Source organism: Zobellia galactanivorans (genome assembly GCF_000973105.1).
GTDB lineage: Bacteria > Bacteroidota > Bacteroidia > Flavobacteriales > Flavobacteriaceae > Zobellia > Zobellia galactanivorans.
The window spans coordinates 17,565-36,806 of sequence record NC_015844.1 but is presented as its reverse complement, the minus strand read 5'-3'; the positions used below and the strand labels follow the sequence as shown (position 1 = coordinate 36,806).

Below are 19,242 nucleotides of genomic sequence, written 5' to 3'. Positions count from 1 at the left end.
TAAGGATACGGCTGCTTCTGCCGTTCGTTTTTTTGTTGTCAATGGTCACGGCACGGTGCCAGACCAAATTCTTTACTTCTTTCGACGATACAAAAATTGCTTATACCGATGAGGGTGAGGGAAAGGTAGTTTTACTTATTCATGGGTTTATCAATACCAAGGAATCTTGGCAGAAAACCGAACTAAAGAAACAGTTGCTGAAAGAAGGGTTTAGGGTCGTCGCCCTTGATCTTCGGGGTAATGGGGAGTCGGACAAGCCCCAGACCGAGGAAGGCTACGATTTTGATGCCGAGGTAATGGATGTTATGTTTCTTATGCAGCACTTGCGGCAAAAAAAATATATGGCCATTGGGTATTCTCGGGGCAGTATTGTGCTGGCAAAACTTTTGTTGCGCGACAAGCGGGTGAAAAAGGCGGTTTTAGGGGGTATGGGCATCGATTTTACCGACTATATGTGGCCTAGGAAAATTAAATTTATGAAAGCCTTTGCCGGAAGGGTCACCGAAGAAACGAAAGAGGCCGTAGCCTATGCGAAATCGGTAGGTGCCGACTTTAGAAGTCTCTATCTACAACAGCGCTACCAACCTTACACCAGAAAAAGCCATTTGGCCTATGTGAAGGCCAAAGTACTGGTCATTGCGGGGGATGGGGATACCGATAATGGTAGTCCCGAAGAACTGCATAAGGCGATTCCCAAAAGTGAATTTGTCATTGTTGAAGGTGATCATAACGGCACCTACAAAACAAAGGCCTTTTCCGAAGCCGTGGTCTCATTTTTAGATTAAACCGGCTTTCTTGCTTGCTTTCGACCGTGTTTTTTCCTCCTTGGAAACATGAAATTCCCTATCAAAAAAAGCTAGATTAGTTATAGGAGTAACTTTTAGGCATTTTAGTGGACTTCGGACAGAAATAATCTTTATTTTTGTCCCTTAATTTTTTAGCAAAGCCATGGTAGAGACAGGTAGGAAATACATATTCGATTTTGATAGTACCTTAACAAGGGTCGAAGCTTTAGATGTGCTGGCCGAAATGACCTTGGAAGGCAAGTCGGATCGAGACGAAATCGTTCGTCGTATTCAGGAGATTACAAATTTGGGAATTGATGGCGATATATCGTTTACCGAATCCTTGGAGCAACGTATAAAGTTGTTGAACGCCCATAAAGACGATTTAGGCCCCTTAGTAGAGGAGTTGCGTCATAAGATATCGAAGTCTATTGCTGCCAATAAAGATTTTTTCGAGAAATTTTCAGATGATATTTATGTGATTTCTTGTGGATTCAAAGAGTTTATCGATCCTATCGTCAAGGAGTACAATATTCCATCCGAAAGGGTTTATGCCAATACCTTTGAATTTGATGAAGAAGGAAATATTGTCGGGTTTGATTCAAAAAACGTACTTTCACAGCATAACGGAAAAATTGAATGTCTTAAGCAAATGAACCTTGAAGGCGAGGTTCAGGTTATTGGTGATGGTTATAGCGATTACGTTATGCGCGAAGCCGGAATTGCCGATAAATTCTTTGCTTATACCGAAAATGTACATCGCGAAAAAGCAGCCCAGAACGCTGACTATATAACTCCTAATATGGATGAATTTTTATTTGTGAACGATTTGCCACGTAATATATCATACCCAAAGAACAGAATCAAGATATTGCTTCTTGAAAATGTCCACCCAGCCGCTTTTAAGAATTTGTCTGAAGAAGGATTTTCGGTAGAACTTGTAAAACACAGTATACCGGAAGACGAACTGATAGAGAGAATAAAGGGGGTACACGTATTGGGTATTCGCTCTAAAACGCAAGTGACCCAAAAGGTATTGGATGCGGCCGACAAACTTATGGTGGTCGGTGCGTTTTGTATCGGTACTACCCAGATAGATTTGCAGTACGCCAAGAAAAAGGGGGTGGTAGTGTTCAATGCGCCGTATAGCAACACCCGTTCCGTGGTCGAGTTGGCCATTGGTGAGATCATCATGCTGATGCGAAGTGTTTTTGCCAGAAGTAGTGAGATCCACAACGGGCAATGGCAAAAAACGGCCGAAGGGTCAAGGGAAGTGCGTGGTAAGAACCTCGGAATTGTCGGCTATGGTAACATAGGGAAGCAACTTTCCATTTTAGCGGAAGCCGTGGGTATGCGTGTTTATTATTATGATGTTGACGATAAACTGTCAATGGGTAATGCTAAAAAATGCAATACCTTAGAAGATTTATTGAATGTTTCCGATGTAGTTACCTTACATATCGATGATAACAAGGCCAATAAGAATTTTATCGGTGAGCGTGAAATAAGCCAGATGAGAAATGGCGCCATGCTCATTAACTTGTCAAGAGGCTTCGTTGTCGATATCGATGCCTTGGCCAATGCCTTGAAATCAGGTAAACTTGCCGGTGCCGCCATAGATGTATATCCAGAAGAGCCGCGTAGCAACGGTGAGTTTTATACGCCGCTTCAAGGTTTGAAAAATGTAATACTTACGCCCCACGTTGGTGGTAGTACCGAAGAAGCGCAACGCGATATTGCCGATTTCGTTCCGAACAAGATTATGGATTATATCAATTCAGGGAATACTGTTGATGCGGTGAACTTCCCGAATATCCGTTTGCCAAAACAACGGAACGCACACCGTTTCTTGCATATACACAAGAATGTACCGGGCATTATGGCTAAGATCAATGAGGTATTGGCCAAATACGGCTTGAATATCTCCGGACAATATTTGTCTACGGATAGCGAGGTAGGCTATGTGATTACCGATTTAGATAAGGAGTACAATAAAGATGTTATCAAAGCGCTCAAAAAAGTAGAGAACACTATTAAGTTTAGGGTTTTGTACTAGTCGTTGATACTGATACAGATGTTATATAAAAAACGGCTCTCTTTTACGAGGGCCGTTTTTATTTTTTATTGGTGGTGGTAGGGTTCGTTCCGTAAAATGGTGAAGGCTCGATAGATTTGTTCGACCACGAACAAGCGTACCATTTGGTGTGAAAAAGTCATTTTAGATAGGCTTATTTTTCCCTTGGCCTTTGCGTAAACTTCAGGACTGAAGCCATAAGGACCACCGATTACGAATACAAGCTGTTTTAGGCCTGAATTCATTTTCTTCTGTAAATAGGCCGAGAATTCTACCGAAGAATGCTGTCTTCCATTTTCGTCCAACAACACTAGTGCATCGGTCGGGCCGAGCTTTTTTAGGATCAGCTGGCCTTCTTTTTCCTTTTGTTGGGCTTCCGTGAGGTTTTTTGCGTTTTTTATGTCGGGAATAATCTCAAGTTCAAACTTTACATAGTGCTTTAGTCTGTTCTCGTACTCCGATATGAGCTGTAATAGGGACTTACTATCCGTTTTTCCTATTGCTATAAGTTTTATGGTCATGGGGCAAATATAATTTGAAATAATAAACTTCAAGAATAGGACGTATGGCAATACAAATAAATAAGCCTTGGGACAAGGTCAATAAACCCCGAACAATTTACTAATTTAGCTTTAAGTAAAATTCCAAGCATGATTTCCGAAGAACAGTTTCAAAAAGAAATAGATAATATTATAGCCAATGCCATTCGAGAAGATGTGGGCGATGGCGACCATAGCTCCTTGGCCTGTATTCCCGATACGGCTACGGGGAAGGCCAAGTTGTTGGTGAAAGATGAAGGTATTATTGCGGGAGTGGAGTTTGCCAAGCAGGTTTTTAAGTACGTAGATGCCGATATGGAGGTGGAAACACTGATAAACGATGGGTCGCCGGTGAAATATGGGGATATTGTCTTTTATGTTTCCGGAAGGTCCCAAAGTATTTTGAAAGCGGAGCGCTTGGTTTTGAACGCCATGCAGCGCATGAGTGCCATTGCGACCAAAACAAATTCCTTCGTTAAGTTATTGGAAGGAACGGGTACTAAAATTTTGGACACCCGAAAGACCACTCCGGGTATTCGTGCATTGGAGAAATGGGCCGTTAAGATTGGCGGGGGTGAAAACCATAGGTTTGCACTCTACGATATGATTATGCTCAAGGATAACCATATTGATTTTGCCGGGGGAATTGCTAAGGCCATTCAGAAAACGAAAGACTATTTACGGGAAACCGGTCGAGATCTAAAAATAATAGTGGAGGCACGCGATTTGGATGAAATAAAGCAAATTCTAGAGGCCGGAGGTGTATATCGCATTCTTATCGATAACTTTAATTATGAAGATACACGTAAGGCCGTTGCTATGATAGGTGATAGCTGTTTGACCGAGTCTTCTGGAGGTATCAATGAAGATACCCTTCGTAAGTATGCCGAGTGTGGGGTGAACTATATTTCTTCTGGAGCGCTTACCCATTCGGTGTTTAATAAGGATTTAAGCCTAAAAGCGGTATAAATGTCGCAAGAGATAGAAGAGAAAATCGATAAAATTCCGATAATCAATTGGTTGGCGCGCTTTTTTAAAGGGGTTAAGCTGCCTGGGTTTGAAGGGCTATCTCTGTACGACTTGTTGGAAATGTATGTTCATGGCATCATTCAAGGTGCTATTTCAACACGGGCCAGTTCTATTGCGTTTAGCCTATTTTTGGCATTGTTTCCTTTGTTGATATTTCTAATTACCCTAATCCCTTTTATCTTGCCCTATGTGAGTGTGGGCAATGAAAATTTCGATTCCCAGTTCCTGCTCTTTTTGGAGTCTTTTTTGCCCTCGGCCACGAGTGACTATTTTGGGGAGATTTACCAGCAGATCAAAGACCAAAAACAGGGAGGGCTCTTGTCTTCCGCTTTTTTCTTTTCCATTTTTTTAATGGCTAATGGGGTCAATGCCATCTTTGGGGGCTTTGAGAATTCGTACCATGTAGAGTTGACACGAAATTTCTTCCGCCAGTATATCTATGCCCTTATGGTGGGGTTGATTTTGTCAATATTGTTGATCGTTGGGGCTGTGGTCTATGGCTATTTCGAATTGTATATAATTGATTATCTTAGTGTGTGGGCCGCTAAAACTAGGGGGTACGACCTCACCCAGAATGATATTGTCGGTGCGAAAATAGGTAAGGTGCTGTTTTTTGTTCTTTTATCTTATTTTACCACGGCTATATTGTATTATTTTGGGACTACCGAGGGTAGGCACGCCCGATTTTTTTCGGTTGGGGCGCTTATGACCACTTTGTTGTTCATGTTGACCTCGTATTTATTTGGGGTTTATGTTGAAAAATTCGCCAGATACAACGAATTATACGGAGCTTTGGGAGGTTTGTTGATTCTTATGGTATATATCTGGTTAAATTCCAATATATTGCTGTTAGGGTTCGAGCTTAATGCTTCGTTGAACTCGTTAAGAAAAACATATACTAAGAAATGAGTACGAACGCAATTTTAAGTTTTTTTATATTTTTTATCATGCTATGCCCAATGGGGCGCTCACAAGGGGTTTTCGGTAAATGGAAGACCATTGATGACCGTACGGGCAAACCAAAGGCGATCATAGAGATTTATGAAGAGGATGGGAAGATGCACGGAAAGGTGATCGAAATCGTAGAAGAGGGCAAGGAGAATTTCGTGTGTACCAAATGTGAAGGTGAGCTAAAAGATAAGCCTGTATTGGGTATGACCATCATTGAAGGGGCGGAGCACCATGGAAATGGTGTCTATAAGGGAGATAAGCTCTTTGATCCCCAGCAGGCCATGACCTTTAGATGTAAAATTTGGCTCAATCCCGATAATCCTGATGAACTCAAAGTAAGGGGCTACTTGGCCTTTATTTATCGCACCCAGACTTGGATTCGTGTAGACGGGTAGAATTCCAAATAGAGTATGCAGTATTTTATCGATGTAATCTTACCGATTCCTTTAGAGAAACTTTTTACCTATGCCGTTTCCAAAGAAGAGGCGGAATTTTTGTGCCCGGGCATGCGGGTAGGGGTTCCCTTTGGAAAATCTAAAATTTATACAGCTTTGGTGTACCAGGTGCATACCGATGCGCCAAAGCTTTATGAGGCAAAGGAAATCGACCGTATACTTGACGAGCACCCTATCGTAAATACGGTTCAACTTAAACACTGGCAGTGGATTGCGGATTATTATATGTGTACCATTGGGGAGGTGTTCCGAAGTGCGGTGCCCGGTGCATTTTTATTGGAGAGCGAAACCCTTATCCTTCGTAATGATAAGGAGGAGGTAGATGAGTCTACTTTGGAGGATGATGAATTCTTGGTATACGAGGCCTTGCAGCATCAATCGGCGCTAAAGGTCCAAGAGGTAAGCGCCATTGTCGACCGAAAGAATATCTTGCCCGTATTGAATCGACTTATAGAAAAGAATGTCGTTCTTCTAAAAGAGGAAATGTACGAACAGTACAAGCCTAAACTCATACGGTATGTAAAGTTGGGGAAAGTATACCTCGAGGAGGCGAAATTGGAAGCCCTTCTGAACGATCTGTCGCGGGCCCCTAAGCAAAGCCAGGTCGTGTTGTCCCTCTTTCAATTGCAGGCTACCAGTAAAAAACCGATCAAGGTCACTGAACTCGAAAACATAAGTGGGGGCTCAAAATCGGTTATAAAGTCTCTTGTCAACAAAGGTATTTTAGAAGAGTATTTTATAAGGACCGACCGTGTCAACTATGAAGGGGATGAGGGTGGTGAGCTCAAGGCATTGAACGAATATCAGCAAAAGGCCTTTGATGATATTTCCGAAAGTTTTAAAGAGGATAAGGTTACCCTGCTGCACGGGGTTACGTCTTCGGGGAAAACCGAGGTCTATGTACGGTTGATAGAGGAATGTGTGCAAAGGGGGCAACAGGCCCTGTACCTCTTGCCGGAAATAGCGTTGACGACCCAATTGATTTCACGTCTGCAAGAATATTTTGGCGAGCTGGTTTCGGTCTTTCACTCTAAATATAGTGTTCAAGAGCGGGTGGAAGTGTATAATAATGTCCTGCTAAAGGAAAACAAGGCCCAGATTGTGATTGGGGCGCGTTCGGCCTTGTTCTTGCCCTTCTCCGATTTGGGCCTGATCATTGTAGATGAAGAGCACGAGAGTTCGTTCAAGCAGTTTGATCCCGCACCGAGATACCATGCAAGGGATGCGGCCGTAGTTTTGGCCAAACTGCACAAGGCCAATATTTTATTGGGGTCCGCTACGCCCAGTATAGAGAGTTTTTACAATGCGAAAATCGGTAAGTACGGCTATGCCGAGATCAGTCGGCGTTATGGCAATGTACTTATGCCCGATATAGAATTGGTAGATTTAAAGGAGCAGAGCCGAAAACGCCGGATGAAGGGGCATTTTTCGGAACGCTTGTTTCTCGGTATACAAGAAGCCCTTGAGGCCGGGGAGCAGGTTATACTGTTCCAGAATAGAAGAGGGTATGCGCCTATAGTGGAATGTACTACCTGTGGCCATTCCCCACAATGTCCTAACTGTGATGTCAGCTTAACGTATCACCAGTATAAAAAACAATTGAGGTGTCATTATTGCGGCTATCATATGGCATTGCAAAAGAGTTGTCAGGCGTGTGGAAGCCCTACCTTGGATACCAAAGGCTTTGGGACCGAACAGGTGGAGAAAGAGCTGGAGACCTTGTTCCCTGATGCCAAGACTTGGCGTATGGACTTAGATACGACCCGGGGCAAGCATGGCTATGAAAAAATCATTACCGCTTTTGAGCAGCAGGAGATGGATATTCTTGTAGGGACCCAAATGTTGACAAAGGGCTTGGATTTTAGAAATGTGAGCTTGGTGGGTATCATGAATGCCGACTCATTGTTGAACTTCCCGGATTACCGGGCCCACGAACGTTGTTTTCAACTGTTGACCCAAGTGGCCGGTCGCGCGGGCCGGACCAAGAAAAGGGGCAAGGTTTTGATCCAGAGTTATAACCCCTACCATCAGATACTACAGCAAGTGTCTACCCATGACTACGATAGTATGTTCAAAGAACAGCTATACGAGCGTGAGCAATATAAATATCCGCCCAACAATCGGGTCATTCGCATTACTTTTAAGCATAAGGAATACAATAAGCTAAACGAGGCCACCGAGTGGTTTGCCAAAGCGTTGCGAACCACTTTGGGGGGTAATGTACTCGGTCCTGAATATCCACCGGTGGCACGAGTGCGCAATCTGTATTTGAAGAATGTGCTGATAAAGATACCACATGCCCAATCGGCGGTAAAGACCAAGGCGGCTATCAAAAGAATTGAAAAATCTTTCCACTCCGTTGGTCAATACCGCAGTGTACGGGTTATATACAATGTGGACCATATTTAATCGGAAAGCAAAAAAAATCCCGAACATTGAAGAATGTTCGGGACTGATATTTTAAAAAGTAGAAGTGCTAGACATTGCTCAGTGCTTCTGCCAATTCGGTCTTCTTGTTCCTACTAAGAGGAATGGACCTTCCACTAACTTCAACGTTTTTACTGTTGAATTTTTCTATTTTCTCCAAATTCACAATATACGATTTGTGAATACGAAGGAATTTGTCTTCCGGTAATTGTTGCTCAAATGATTTCATGGTAGACAAGATAACGATGTTCGCTTCGTCGGTTACCAGTTTTATGTAGTCGCCAAGGGCTTCTATCCATTTGATATCGTTTAAGATTACCTTGCGTTTCTTAAGGTTGCTTTTGACAAAAATATGTTCTTCGTCTTCCTGTACCTGGTTCATTTGCTCGTATTTGGCAACTGCTCTTTTAACGGAGGCATCAAATCGGGCAAGTGTAATAGGTTTGTGTAAATAATCGGTTACATCGTAATCGAATGCCTTTAGGGCATAATCGGGTTTACCGGTAATCAAAATTACTTGCGGACTATTTTCTAGGGATTCGAGTAGGTCGAATCCACTAATAATAGGCATTTCAACATCAAGAAAAATAAGATCGATCTCGTTGTTCTTAATACCATTTTTGGCTTCGATCGCATTACTGTATTCGGCCACCATAGCAAGGTTGGGATGGCTGTTTACCAGTTTCGCGACCGCCATTCGCTGCATGGACGAATCGTCTACGATAATACTTCTTAATTTCATAAATGGGTCGATTTGTGGGGTTAAATCATCGACAAAATACTAAAAAATCCGTCGAAAATACAACATTGTTGTAAACTTGACCTCCTTTTTTGTGTTATTTGCAATGACATTAGGTTAAGATTTGGTTATGTAAGATGTTAGGTTTATCAATCTATAACGAAGAAATTTCCATTTTCTTGTAAAGTCTGATAAATATTCTTATTTTTGCGATCCTAAAAAATATACATTTATGAACCATTACGAAACTGTTTTCATTTTGAATCCCGTGCTTTCTGATGATCAGATAGCGGAAACAGTTAAGAAATTTGAGGATTTCTTAATTAAGAATGGCGCCAAAATGGTCTCCAAAGAAAACTGGGGGCTTAAAAAATTGGCCTATGCCATACAGCACAAAAAAAGTGGGTTTTACCACTTGTTCGAATTTACCGCTCCTGGTGAAGTCATTACTCCTTACGAGCAAGAGTTCAAAAGGGATGAGCGTATCATGCGCTTCTTGACGGTTAAACTGGACAAGCACGCTATTGAGTGGGCTGAGAAAAGAAGAACAAGGTTAAAAGCTAAAGCTTAAGGAATTATGGCAACATTACAACAACAGGCAAAAGGAAAAAAAGACGGTGAAATCCGTTATTTGACCCCATTGAACATTGAGACCAATACTAAAAAGAAGTATTGCCGTTTCAAGAAATCAGGTATTAAATATATCGATTACAAAGACGCGGACTTTTTAATGAAGTTGGTAAACGAGCAAGGTAAATTGTTACCTAGAAGACTTACCGGTACTTCTTTGAAATACCAACGCAAAGTGGCTCAAGCGGTCAAAAGAGCACGTCATTTGGCTTTGATGCCGTACGTAGGCGATCTATTAAAATAAATTTAAGGCAAGATGGAACTTATACTAAAACAAGACGTAGAGCATTTAGGCTTTAAAGATGATATCGTAGACGTAAAGAATGGCTACGGAAGAAATTACCTTATTCCGAGAGGTTTGGCTACTATGGCTACACCTTCTGCAAAAAAGGTATTGGAAGAGAACTTGAAACAGAGAGCTCACAAAGAGAAGAAAATTGTTGACGCGGCCACTAAAACTGCTGAAGCGCTTAAGGCTCTTGAGATGAAAATTTCTGCCAAGACTGGTGCAGCCGACAAATTGTTCGGTTCTGTTACTACCATCGATCTTGCTGAAGCCCTTGAGAAAGAAGGTCACGCTATCGATAAAAAGTTCATTAGCATTCAAGGTGGTGCCGTAAAACGTACAGGTCCTTACAATGCACAGATCAGATTACATAGGGAAGTGGTTGTAGATTTCCCTTTTGAGGTGGTTGCCGACAAGAAATAACGGTTAATAACACCATGATAACTTCAAAGAGCTATGCCTGCATAGCTCTTTTTTTTTGCCCTATTTTTGTAAGACTAACACAAACAGATGATTATGTCTTACAAACTCCATTTTAGCTTTTTGCTGCTCTTTTCGTTTTTTACGGCAGTATCTCAGGTGACTACTTCGAACATGTCAGGTTCGGTGGTCGATGATCAAAATCAACCCTTGCTGGGGGCCAATGTTGTAGCGGTGCATACACCTACAGGTACCAAATACGGGGCAATTACCAACGAAGACGGCCTTTTTAAAATTTTGAACCTTAGGGTGGGCGGTCCGTATACGGTAACCGTTTCGTACATAGGTTTTAAGGAACAGACCTTGAACGACATATTTTTAAGTCTAGGAAAAACCTTTACTTTAGATGTCAACCTAATGACCGAAAGCCAAGCTTTAGACGAAGTTGTAGTCATTTCAGATCGTGGTGGTACCTTCGGAAGCGACCGTACCGGTTCGGAAACCAGTGTCGGAAGAAGGGAGCTTACCAAATTACCTACCATTTCAAGGTCGGCAGAAGATTTTACTCGATTGGAACCGAGTGCGTCGGGAACTCCGGGTACGGGAGGCTTGTCTTTTGGAGGTCGTAACGACCAGTACAATAACTTTTCCTTAGATGGGTCTTTTTTTGGAAATCCTTTCGGTCTTGATGCTCCCGGGCCAGGTGGACAAACCAGTTCTCAACCTATTTCCTTGGATGCCATCGATCAAATTCAAGTATCATTGGCTCCTTACGACGTTACCCAATCAGGTTTTACCGGAGCTACCGTCAATGCGGTGACCAAGAGCGGAACCAATGAGTTTCACGGATCTGTTTACGGTTTCTTTAGAAACGAGAGTCTAACGGGAGGCAAGATTAGGGGAGAAGAAGTGGTGAAGCCAGACCTAAAACAAAATCAATATGGTGTAAGCATCGGCGGGCCTATTATAAAGAACAAACTCTTTTTCTTTGCCAACTTTGAGCGCGATCAACGCGATGATTTAGGGACTAACGGTTGGGTACCCAATACGGGTTCGGGGGCCATTAACGAATCTAGGGTGCTTGAAAGTGATTTGATATCCGTACAATCTGCACTTGCAGGATTGGGGTATGATACCGGTAGATATGAAGGTTTTACTTATGGAGCCGAATCTACAAAGGGGATATTGAAATTAGATTGGAACATAAGCGACGATCATCGCTTGGCGGTGATTTACAACTTTTTGGATTCTTCCAAAGAGAAACCTGCCCACCCTACTGCCTTGGGTGTTCGCGGACCTAGTGCCCAAGTGTTGCAGTTCGAAAATTCGGGCTATGAAATCAACAACAACCTTCAGTCTTTTCAGTTGGAGCTGAACTCTACTTTTGGGGATAATGCTACAAACAAACTTCAGGTAGGTTATTCGCATTTTGACGATTTTAGAAATCCGTTTTCTGCGCCAATTCCCGCCATTACGATCCAAGATGGGGCGGGAAGCAATTATATTATTGCAGGCCATGAACCCTTTTCTATAAACAATACGTTAGATCAAAAGGTATTTCAGCTTACGAACAACTTCAACTACTTTGTGGGGAACCATACCTTGACCGCAGGGGTTTCGTTCGAGAAATTTCAATTTGACAACTCTTTTAACCTTGGGGCTTACGGATATGATGAAAATGGTGACTTTGTTCAAGAGGTGGGAGCTTTTGCGTCTTACCCTAGTTTAGCGGCCTTTCAAACCGATATAAACGACGGTACTTTGGCTGCGGCTTTGGCCAATGCACAGAATATTTTTACGAATAGCAATGCTGCAGGTGTTGGTAATGCGGGCGGTTGGGCCTTGGCTGAAACCAATGTGGGGCAATTGTCTTTTTATGTACAGGATGATTGGAGTATTACCCCGGATTTTAAACTGACCTATGGTGTACGTTTTGACAAGCCCTTGTATTTTGATACGGATGACAAGATTCAAGAGAATATTGCAAGGAAGCCTTTTACCTTTGATCCTACGATTTCATATTTTAATCCACAGACCGGTCAGGAAACTTTATTGGATTCGGAGACATTACCGAACAATGATTTCCTAATCTCTCCAAGAGTAGGTTTTAACTGGGATGTCAATGGAAGTCAAACTACCCAGATTCGAGGGGGTAGTGGGGTTTTTACCGGTCGTTTCCCATTCGTTTGGTTAGGAAACCAAGTTCAGGGATTGGATTCGTTTTTCTACCAGATTGTTGATCCTGATTTCAAATGGCCACAAGTATGGCGTACCAATATCGGTGCTGACCATAGGTTTGATAGTGGCGTTATTTTGACGGCCGATATTTCGTACACCAAAGACCTTAACGGGGCCCATGTTCAGAACTGGGGATTGCGAAATCCTTCCGCAACTTTAGATGCACCTGGCGATAACAGACCCGTTTATACGGCTGCCGACAAAGGAAACAATGCCTATGTGTTCACCAATTCCGATAAAGGTAGAATCTGGAATGCTTCATTAAAGGCCCAGAAAACATGGGATAACGGACTGTTTGCAAGTGTTGCCTATAACTATCTGAACGCGCAAGATGTGAATTCCATAGAGGCTGAGATTACGGGCGATGCCTTTGATTTCAACCCCAACCTAGGGGATGCCAACCAAGATGTATTGTCTTATTCGAAATATGGAGATACCCATAGGGTTATCGGTGCTGCGGCCAAGCAGTTTAACTATGGTAGCAATAACAAGTGGTCTACTACGATTTCTACTTTCTTTGAATATGCCCAAGGAGGTAGGTTCAATTATACCTATGCGGGTAACATCAATAATGATAGTTCGTTTCAGAACAATGACTTGATTTACATTCCAACGGCTGCAGAAGTTCAACAAATGCAATTTACCGGTGCCGGGCAAGCTGAGGCTTTTGAGAGTTTTATTCATCAAGATGATTACATGAGCGATAATAGGGGGCAGTATTTTGATCGTTATGCCGCTCTTGCTCCATGGCGTGGAAAGTGGGATGTGAAATTCTTGCAAGATTACCGTTTCAATGTGTCTGAAGATAAGGTGCATACCATTCAGTTCAGTATCGATATCTTAAACTTTGGTAATTTATTGAACAGTGATTGGGGCGTAATTCAGCAACCGAACAGTCTCAACCCGCTATCCGTATCGGTAGATGCCGACAATGTGCCTACGTATACGTTCAATGAACAACTTACCGAATCCTTCGGGTATGACTCAAGTTTGTTCTCTAGGTGGCAGATGCAATTCGGTTTACGTTATATTTTCTAAATTAACTTAAGATTTATAAGATTTAGGCCGTACGTTTCGTACGGCCTTTTTATTTTTGCAGCATGAAATACATGAGGCTTACCAAGCAGCAATTAGAAGAGCTGCATCAAGAGTTTATCAACTTTTTGGCAACACAATCGATTACCGCCGATGAATGGCAAGATATTAAAACGAACCGTCCCCAAGTGGCCGAAGATGAAATTGATGTCTTTAGCGATTTGGTCTGGGAAGGCGTATTGACCAAAGTGGAGTATTTAGAGAATATTTCCGAAAAACAGATGCATCTGTTTCATTTGACGGAAAAGGAAATGAAGCTATTGTCGGTAAAGGTCATGAACCCTGAAATCGATTTGACCACGAGTCTCGGTTTTTCTTGGTTCAAGAAAAACTGGCAGTCCGATTTTGTGGAATACCTTGCAGCATCAAAGGCCTATTCCGAAGATAAGAACTTAGATAAATTCAAGCTGATTCAGCAAGGGGCCGTTATTACCAAGGGAGAACTGTACCAATGGTTCGATAAGCTTATAGAGGTTTAAGCTGACCAACATTTTAAGAACACTCCAATTCCGGAAAGAGGCGGGTAGGGAATGTCTAGATAAAACGGCACTGCTCTTTCTAAAATTTTATATTTGCACCACAACTACATCCAATGGCACAAAAACCAAGCATACCTAAGGGAACAAGGGATTTTACCCCTTCCGAAGTCATCAAACGGAATTATATTTTTGACATTGTAAAAAAGCATTTTCAGACCTTTGGTTTTCAGCCAATTGAAACGCCTTCTTTTGAAAATTCAGATACCCTTATGGGAAAATACGGCGATGAAGGGGATCGCTTGATTTTTAAGATTTTGAATTCAGGGGATTATCTTAGCAAGGTCGATGATGTTACCTATAGTTCTAAAAATTCAGGTGCATTGACACCCAAGATTTCGGAAAAGGCCCTTCGATACGATTTGACCGTACCCTTTGCCCGCTATGTGGTCATGCATCAGAATGAAATTGATTTCCCGTTCAAGCGGTACCAAATTCAGCCGGTTTGGCGTGCCGATAGGCCCCAAAAAGGCCGTTTTCGCGAGTTTTACCAGTGCGATGCCGATGTGGTCGGGTCTGATTCCCTATTGCAGGAAATAGAACTGGTGCAGCTGTACGATGCCGTTTTTACCGAATTGAAGTTAGAGGGTGTCAATATCAAATTAAACAACAGAAAAATTCTTTCGGGTATCGCCGAGGTGATCGGGGCACAGCACCTTTTAATCGACTTTACCGTGGCTTTGGACAAGCTTGATAAGATAGGGGAAGAAGGCGTGAAGAAGGAAATGGCGGAAAGGGGACTCACTCCCGAGGCCATAGCCAAGGTAGAGCCACTTTTCTCACTTTCAGGAAGTAACCTCGATCAACTTCAGGCCTTAAAAGAACTCTTGAAAGATTCGGAAACCGGAAGCAAAGGGGTGGAAGAGCTTACTTTCATTGTGAGTACCATTGAAGAAATGGGACTTCAGTCCGCCAATCTTTCTATTGATGTAACCTTGGCGCGCGGACTAAACTATTATACCGGTGCTATTTTTGAGGTAGCGGCGCCAAAGGGTGTTAAAATGGGATCTATAGGTGGCGGTGGCCGCTACGACGACCTTACCGGTATTTTTGGTTTAAAGGATGTGAGCGGCGTCGGTATTTCCTTTGGACTCGACCGTATTTATTTGGTGTTGGAGGAATTGGGACTTTTTCCCGAGAGCATCGACAGGTCGTTACAGGTACTTTGCTTGAATTTTGGGGACAAGGAAGCCTTGGCCGCATTAAAACTGGTGTCCGCCCTGCGAAAAAAAGGAGTGAAAGCCGATGTGTATCCTTCAAAGGCAAAAATCCAGAAACAATTTAAATACGCCAATAACCGCAACGTACCTTATGTGATCTTGATAGGTGAAAAAGAGCTGGAGGAAAATTCCTTTGTCGTCAAGCACATGGAAAGCGGTGACCAGCAAACCTATGCCCTTGATGCCGTAGGTGATTTTGTAGCGGGCCTATAAGCGTTTTTTGATTTCCTTTATAACGGTTTTGTAGTATTCAATGCTGTGGGGAACGTATTTGCCCAAGTTGGCGAGTCCCCATGTCTCCTGGGAAAATTGGATCAAGGATATCAGCTTGAGGTCTTCTACTTCGCTCTCTTGCTTCTTAAGGTGGTGGAGGGGTTCTTTGAGTTCGCATAAAAACGTATGGTGAAACTCATAATCCATGAGCTCGTCGGAAGGTTTTTGCATGGATTTAAAGACGCCTATTTTTTCGAGTGCTTCCGGTGGTACGGTAAGTCCGATTTCTTCTTGAATTTCCCGAATTGCCGAAATCTCAATAGCTTCGCCTGCCCCTATATGGCCCGCGACGGAGACGTCCCAGAGCAAGGGGTGTATGTCCTTGGTTCTGGCCCTTTGCTGCAGGAGAAGGCGTCCGTTGGCGGTGTAGAGCCAAATATGCACGGTGGGGTGAAACCATCCTTTACGATGGGCCTCCGATTTCATTGCTGTTTTGCCCGTAGGCTTTCCTTCGGAATCAAGAATATCTATTAATTCGTCCATAACCAAAAAAATAAACCCTCCTTTTTCAAGGAGGGTTGTAGTTTGTTTAATCGAAATAGCTGAAAGTTTCCCCGTCCTTAATATTCAAGAGGGTTTCATAAATCAACCTGATTACGTTTTCAACATCGTCTTTGTGAACCATTTCTACCGTGGTGTGCATATAGCGCAGGGGTAAAGAGATCAAGGCCGAAGCTACGCCGCCGTTACTGTAGGCAAAAGCATCGGTATCGGTTCCGGTAGCCCTGGAGGCGGCCATACGTTGAAACGGAATCTTGTTGGCTTCCGCGGTTTCCAAGATGCGTTCGCGCAATTTGTTCTGAACGGCCGGGGCGTAAGAAATTACGGGGCCTGCACCGATTTCGGTATGACCTTGGGTCTTTTTGTCGATCATCGGGGTAGTGGTGTCGTGGCAGACATCCGTAATGATAGCAACGTTCGGTTTTATGGTCTGGGTAATCATTTCTGCACCACGAAGGCCTATTTCTTCCTGAACGGCATTGGTAATGTAAAGGCCGAAAGGTAGTTTTTTCTTGTTCTCGTGAAGTAGGCGGGCCACTTCGGCAACCATAAAACCACCGGCCCGGTTGTCGATGGCGCGACAGACAAATTTGTCACCGTTCAGTATCTGGAACTCGTCGGGGTAGGTAATGACGCATCCTACATGAACGCCCATTTTTTCTACTTCCTCTTTATCCTTGGCCCCTATGTCTATAAAGATATTATCTAGTTTCGGAGGGGTTTCCTTTCCTTTGTCGCGTGTGTGAATGGCAGGCCATCCGAAGACACCTTTGACCATTCCGTTCTTGGTGTGGATGTTTACCCATTTTGATGGGGCTATCTGATGATCGCTTCCACCGTTTCTGATAACATAGAGCAAACCATTGTCGGTAATGTAGTTTACATACCAAGAGATTTCATCGGAATGCCCCTCGATGACCACCTTGAATTTGGCATCAGGGTTGATGACGCCGACCGCCGTACCGTAAGTGTCGGTAATAAAAGTGTCGACATAGGGTTTTAGGTAATCCATCCATATTTTCTGACCTTCCCATTCGTAGCCTGTAGGGGCCGCGTTGTTCAGGTATTTTTCAAAAAAATCGAGTGATTTTTTGGTAAGTATTTTCTTTGTAGCCATTAAGTTTATATTTAAATACGAATTTACTAATATTCACTTTTAATTAATAATAAGCGGTCTTAATTATCGTTAATTTTGTAGGGCTTTTGTTTATAGCGTGCCATGAAAAATACGATTCTAACTTTATTTTTGATCAACCTCTTTTTTTTGGGGTATGCCCAAGTGGAAGAACAGCCATTGGACTCGGTTACCGAAAAGATGATTATACTGGAAGGTGACTCTATTTTTCGGAATTCCATCGATCTTGATGAAGTATATCTGTTCGGAAAACTAAAATTCTCTTCTTATCAAGATAAACTACGGTATTATATATTGCGGAGAAAAACCATAAAAGTATATCCGTACGCTAAATTGGCCGCCGAACGTTTGGTTGAACTTACCGATAGTATCACCAAAATCAAAAAAAAGAGACATCAGAAGAGGTACACCAAAGAGGTGCAGAAGTTTATTGAAGAGGAGTTTTCTGAAGAACTAAAAAAACTCACCCGAACCGAAGGTCAAATTTTGGTAAAATTGATATACCGCCAAACCGGGGAAACGGCATTCGATCTGGTCAAGGAGCTGAGAAGCGGTTGGCGCGCATTTTGGTACAACACTACCGCTAGTATGTTCAGTATAAGCCTAAAGGAAAGGTTTCAGCCCGATAAGGTACATGAAGATTACTTGATAGAGGATATCCTGCAGCGTGCCTTTTCCGATTTTAGGCTTGAACGCCAAGAATCGGTACTGGACTATGACTACGCCCAGTTGAGCAATAAATGGGGCAAAGTAGGTAATAAGCATTAGATGCTCATTTTTTTGTTTTCTTCCCGAAAAGCGATTCCATAATAAGTTTGAGGCTGTAAAAAGCCATGACTATAGCGGCAATTGCAAAAATAAACCCTAATATAAGAACAGGCCAGTACAAAGGGTGTCCTTGGTTTTTAAAGGCTTGGTAAATAACACCGGGGGCCAGAAACATCAAAGCAATGGTGTAGGCGATGTGTTTAATACCCTTTACGAGTAATTCTTTGTCCGTTCTCTTTTGAGACATGTGTAGGGGGGCTTCTTTAGGTTCTGTAAACTATTTTATTCAACTGCAATGGTATTGGTAAAGGTCTGGCATACGGCGAAGTATCCCAGTGCAAAATTGTCTTGGTCAACAATTGAGGCAAGGTCGTCTAGTTCCGAAAGGTCTTCAATTCCCGTGACGTTCACGATATTGCCGCGAACCGTGGCCGATGGTGTTTGAAAGGGACCTTGGTCACCGCCCGATTGAACGATCAATTGGTTCATATAATTATAGAACGACTGATCCACACCCATAATACTGACCTCTATATTCATGCCGTCGGTTACATTGTCATCATAAAAATAAGAGAATTCAAAGGTACGGCCAGGGTAAAAAGTGTCTTCGGTGACCAGGTATTCGTTGAAATCAAAGTCGAACAGATAAAAATCGGTACGATCGGGCTGGTCTTTAAAAGCTACGATAATTTCGGTCTCGTCTCCTGAAAAAAGCGTAGCGTCACCTTGTACGAGCTTGTCTATGGGTACTGTTGGGACATAGGTGGTGCGTGCTGCATATTGTTCGCCTTGGTATTCCATATAAAGGATAAGTTCGCCCGAGGTCATAAAATCAATAGTGGTATCACCTTGGTAAATACCGCTACCGTTGTACGTATTAAAAAGATTTATGGTTTCTCGGGTCTCTACATTGGTAAGGCTGATCAGGTCGAGTTCTACGGGTTCTATAGATTCAAAAAAGTTACTGGAGGCACTTACCCTTACTTCGGCCGTATAGGAGGTAGAGGCTTCTGTAGTATTGATACGCATTAGGGCGTCGACACTCAACCGGGGTTTGTCGGTGGGGACATCTATTTCGACCACATCTTCACAGGCCGTGAAAAAAGGAAGCATACAAAGTATATAGATCAGTTTTTTCATG

At 42.8% G+C, this 19,242-nt stretch carries 19 protein-coding genes; 13 read left to right on the top strand and 6 right to left on the bottom strand.

The annotated features are described in order from the left end of the window. The first annotated feature begins 41 nt into the window (after nucleotides 1-41). Together ZOBGAL_RS00170 and serA are read left to right on the top strand one after the other, a co-directional pair. Nucleotides 42-785, top strand: a complete 744-nt coding sequence (locus tag ZOBGAL_RS00170; protein WP_046287252.1) for an alpha/beta fold hydrolase — start codon at nucleotides 42-44, stop codon at nucleotides 783-785. 163 nt (nucleotides 786-948) lie between these two features. Further along, on the top strand, nucleotides 949-2,841 hold the full coding sequence (gene serA / locus ZOBGAL_RS00165) for a phosphoglycerate dehydrogenase (RefSeq protein ID WP_013991420.1): 1,893 nt from the start codon (nucleotides 949-951) through the stop codon (nucleotides 2,839-2,841). 65 nt (nucleotides 2,842-2,906) lie between these two features. On the opposite strand, the gene rlmH is transcribed toward serA, so the two are convergent. Continuing rightward, nucleotides 2,907-3,380, bottom strand: coding sequence for a 23S rRNA (pseudouridine(1915)-N(3))-methyltransferase RlmH (gene rlmH, locus ZOBGAL_RS00160; RefSeq protein WP_013991419.1), 474 nt, complete (start codon nucleotides 3,378-3,380; stop codon nucleotides 2,907-2,909). Between the two features lie 129 nt (nucleotides 3,381-3,509). Here rlmH and nadC point away from each other — a divergent pair, with 129 nt between their 5' ends. The 4 genes from nadC to priA are packed head-to-tail and all read left to right on the top strand — an operon-like array spanning nucleotide 3,510 to nucleotide 8,242. Next, on the top strand, nucleotides 3,510-4,367 hold the full coding sequence (gene nadC, locus ZOBGAL_RS00155; protein ID WP_013991418.1) for a carboxylating nicotinate-nucleotide diphosphorylase: 858 nt from the start codon (nucleotides 3,510-3,512) through the stop codon (nucleotides 4,365-4,367). Next, complete coding sequence (locus tag ZOBGAL_RS00150; protein ID WP_013991417.1) at nucleotides 4,368-5,336, top strand: YihY/virulence factor BrkB family protein; 969 nt, start codon at nucleotides 4,368-4,370, stop codon at nucleotides 5,334-5,336. Then, nucleotides 5,333-5,773 carry a DUF2147 domain-containing protein gene (locus ZOBGAL_RS00145; RefSeq protein ID WP_013991416.1) on the top strand — a complete coding sequence of 147 codons (441 nt, stop codon included), beginning with the start codon at nucleotides 5,333-5,335 and terminating at the stop codon, nucleotides 5,771-5,773. Before ZOBGAL_RS00150 ends, ZOBGAL_RS00145 begins: the two co-directional genes overlap by 4 nt. A gap of 15 nt (nucleotides 5,774-5,788) precedes the next feature. Beyond that, complete coding sequence (gene priA / locus ZOBGAL_RS00140; protein WP_013991415.1) at nucleotides 5,789-8,242, top strand: replication restart helicase PriA; 2,454 nt, start codon at nucleotides 5,789-5,791, stop codon at nucleotides 8,240-8,242. 67 nt (nucleotides 8,243-8,309) lie between these two features. On the opposite strand, the gene ZOBGAL_RS00135 is transcribed toward priA, so the two are convergent. Continuing rightward, the gene (locus tag ZOBGAL_RS00135) at nucleotides 8,310-9,002 is read right to left on the bottom strand and encodes a LytR/AlgR family response regulator transcription factor (protein WP_013991414.1); all 693 of its coding nucleotides are present in this window, start codon (nucleotides 9,000-9,002) and stop codon (nucleotides 8,310-8,312) included. 229 nt (nucleotides 9,003-9,231) lie between these two features. Here ZOBGAL_RS00135 and rpsF point away from each other — a divergent pair, with 229 nt between their 5' ends. The 6 genes from rpsF to hisS all read left to right on the top strand — a co-directional run bounded on the left by rpsF (nucleotide 9,232) and on the right by hisS (nucleotide 15,637). Further along, complete coding sequence (rpsF, locus tag ZOBGAL_RS00130; protein ID WP_013991413.1) at nucleotides 9,232-9,570, top strand: 30S ribosomal protein S6; 339 nt, start codon at nucleotides 9,232-9,234, stop codon at nucleotides 9,568-9,570. A gap of 6 nt (nucleotides 9,571-9,576) precedes the next feature. Continuing rightward, nucleotides 9,577-9,873: a 30S ribosomal protein S18 gene (rpsR, locus tag ZOBGAL_RS00125; RefSeq protein ID WP_013991412.1), complete on the top strand. Its 297-nt coding sequence runs from the start codon at nucleotides 9,577-9,579 to the stop codon at nucleotides 9,871-9,873. 12 nt (nucleotides 9,874-9,885) lie between these two features. Beyond that, entirely contained in the window at nucleotides 9,886-10,338 is a 453-nt protein-coding gene (gene rplI / locus ZOBGAL_RS00120) for a 50S ribosomal protein L9 (RefSeq protein WP_013991411.1), read from the top strand. Nucleotides 10,339-10,431: 93 nt separating this feature from the next. Beyond that, nucleotides 10,432-13,611 (top strand): TonB-dependent receptor, encoded by a 3,180-nt coding sequence (locus tag ZOBGAL_RS00115; RefSeq protein ID WP_046287251.1) that lies wholly within the window; start codon nucleotides 10,432-10,434, stop codon nucleotides 13,609-13,611. A gap of 62 nt (nucleotides 13,612-13,673) precedes the next feature. Next, nucleotides 13,674-14,147, top strand: coding sequence for a DUF6495 family protein (locus tag ZOBGAL_RS00110; protein ID WP_013991409.1), 474 nt, complete (start codon nucleotides 13,674-13,676; stop codon nucleotides 14,145-14,147). A gap of 113 nt (nucleotides 14,148-14,260) precedes the next feature. Then, nucleotides 14,261-15,637 (top strand): histidine--tRNA ligase, encoded by a 1,377-nt coding sequence (gene hisS / locus ZOBGAL_RS00105; protein WP_013991408.1) that lies wholly within the window; start codon nucleotides 14,261-14,263, stop codon nucleotides 15,635-15,637. On the opposite strand, the gene ZOBGAL_RS00100 is transcribed toward hisS, so the two are convergent. Both ZOBGAL_RS00100 and ZOBGAL_RS00095 read right to left on the bottom strand, forming a co-directional pair. Continuing rightward, entirely contained in the window at nucleotides 15,632-16,180 is a 549-nt protein-coding gene (locus ZOBGAL_RS00100) for an NUDIX hydrolase (protein ID WP_013991407.1), read from the bottom strand. The genes hisS and ZOBGAL_RS00100 overlap by 6 nt on opposite strands. A 46-nt stretch (nucleotides 16,181-16,226) precedes the next feature. Further along, nucleotides 16,227-17,315 (bottom strand): M42 family metallopeptidase, encoded by a 1,089-nt coding sequence (locus tag ZOBGAL_RS00095; protein WP_013991406.1) that lies wholly within the window; start codon nucleotides 17,313-17,315, stop codon nucleotides 16,227-16,229. A 102-nt stretch (nucleotides 17,316-17,417) separates the two neighbouring features. Here ZOBGAL_RS00095 and ZOBGAL_RS00090 point away from each other — a divergent pair, with 102 nt between their 5' ends. Continuing rightward, on the top strand, nucleotides 17,418-18,101 hold the full coding sequence (locus tag ZOBGAL_RS00090; RefSeq protein WP_013991405.1) for a DUF4294 domain-containing protein: 684 nt from the start codon (nucleotides 17,418-17,420) through the stop codon (nucleotides 18,099-18,101). 4 nt (nucleotides 18,102-18,105) lie between these two features. On the opposite strand, the gene ZOBGAL_RS00085 is transcribed toward ZOBGAL_RS00090, so the two are convergent. After that, nucleotides 18,106-18,348 carry a DUF6095 family protein gene (locus ZOBGAL_RS00085; protein ID WP_013991404.1) on the bottom strand — a complete coding sequence of 81 codons (243 nt, stop codon included), beginning with the start codon at nucleotides 18,346-18,348 and terminating at the stop codon, nucleotides 18,106-18,108. Between the two features lie 35 nt (nucleotides 18,349-18,383). After that, the gene (locus ZOBGAL_RS00080; RefSeq protein WP_013991403.1) at nucleotides 18,384-19,241 is read right to left on the bottom strand and encodes a DUF4249 family protein; all 858 of its coding nucleotides are present in this window, start codon (nucleotides 19,239-19,241) and stop codon (nucleotides 18,384-18,386) included. Nucleotide 19,242 lies beyond the last annotated feature (1 nt).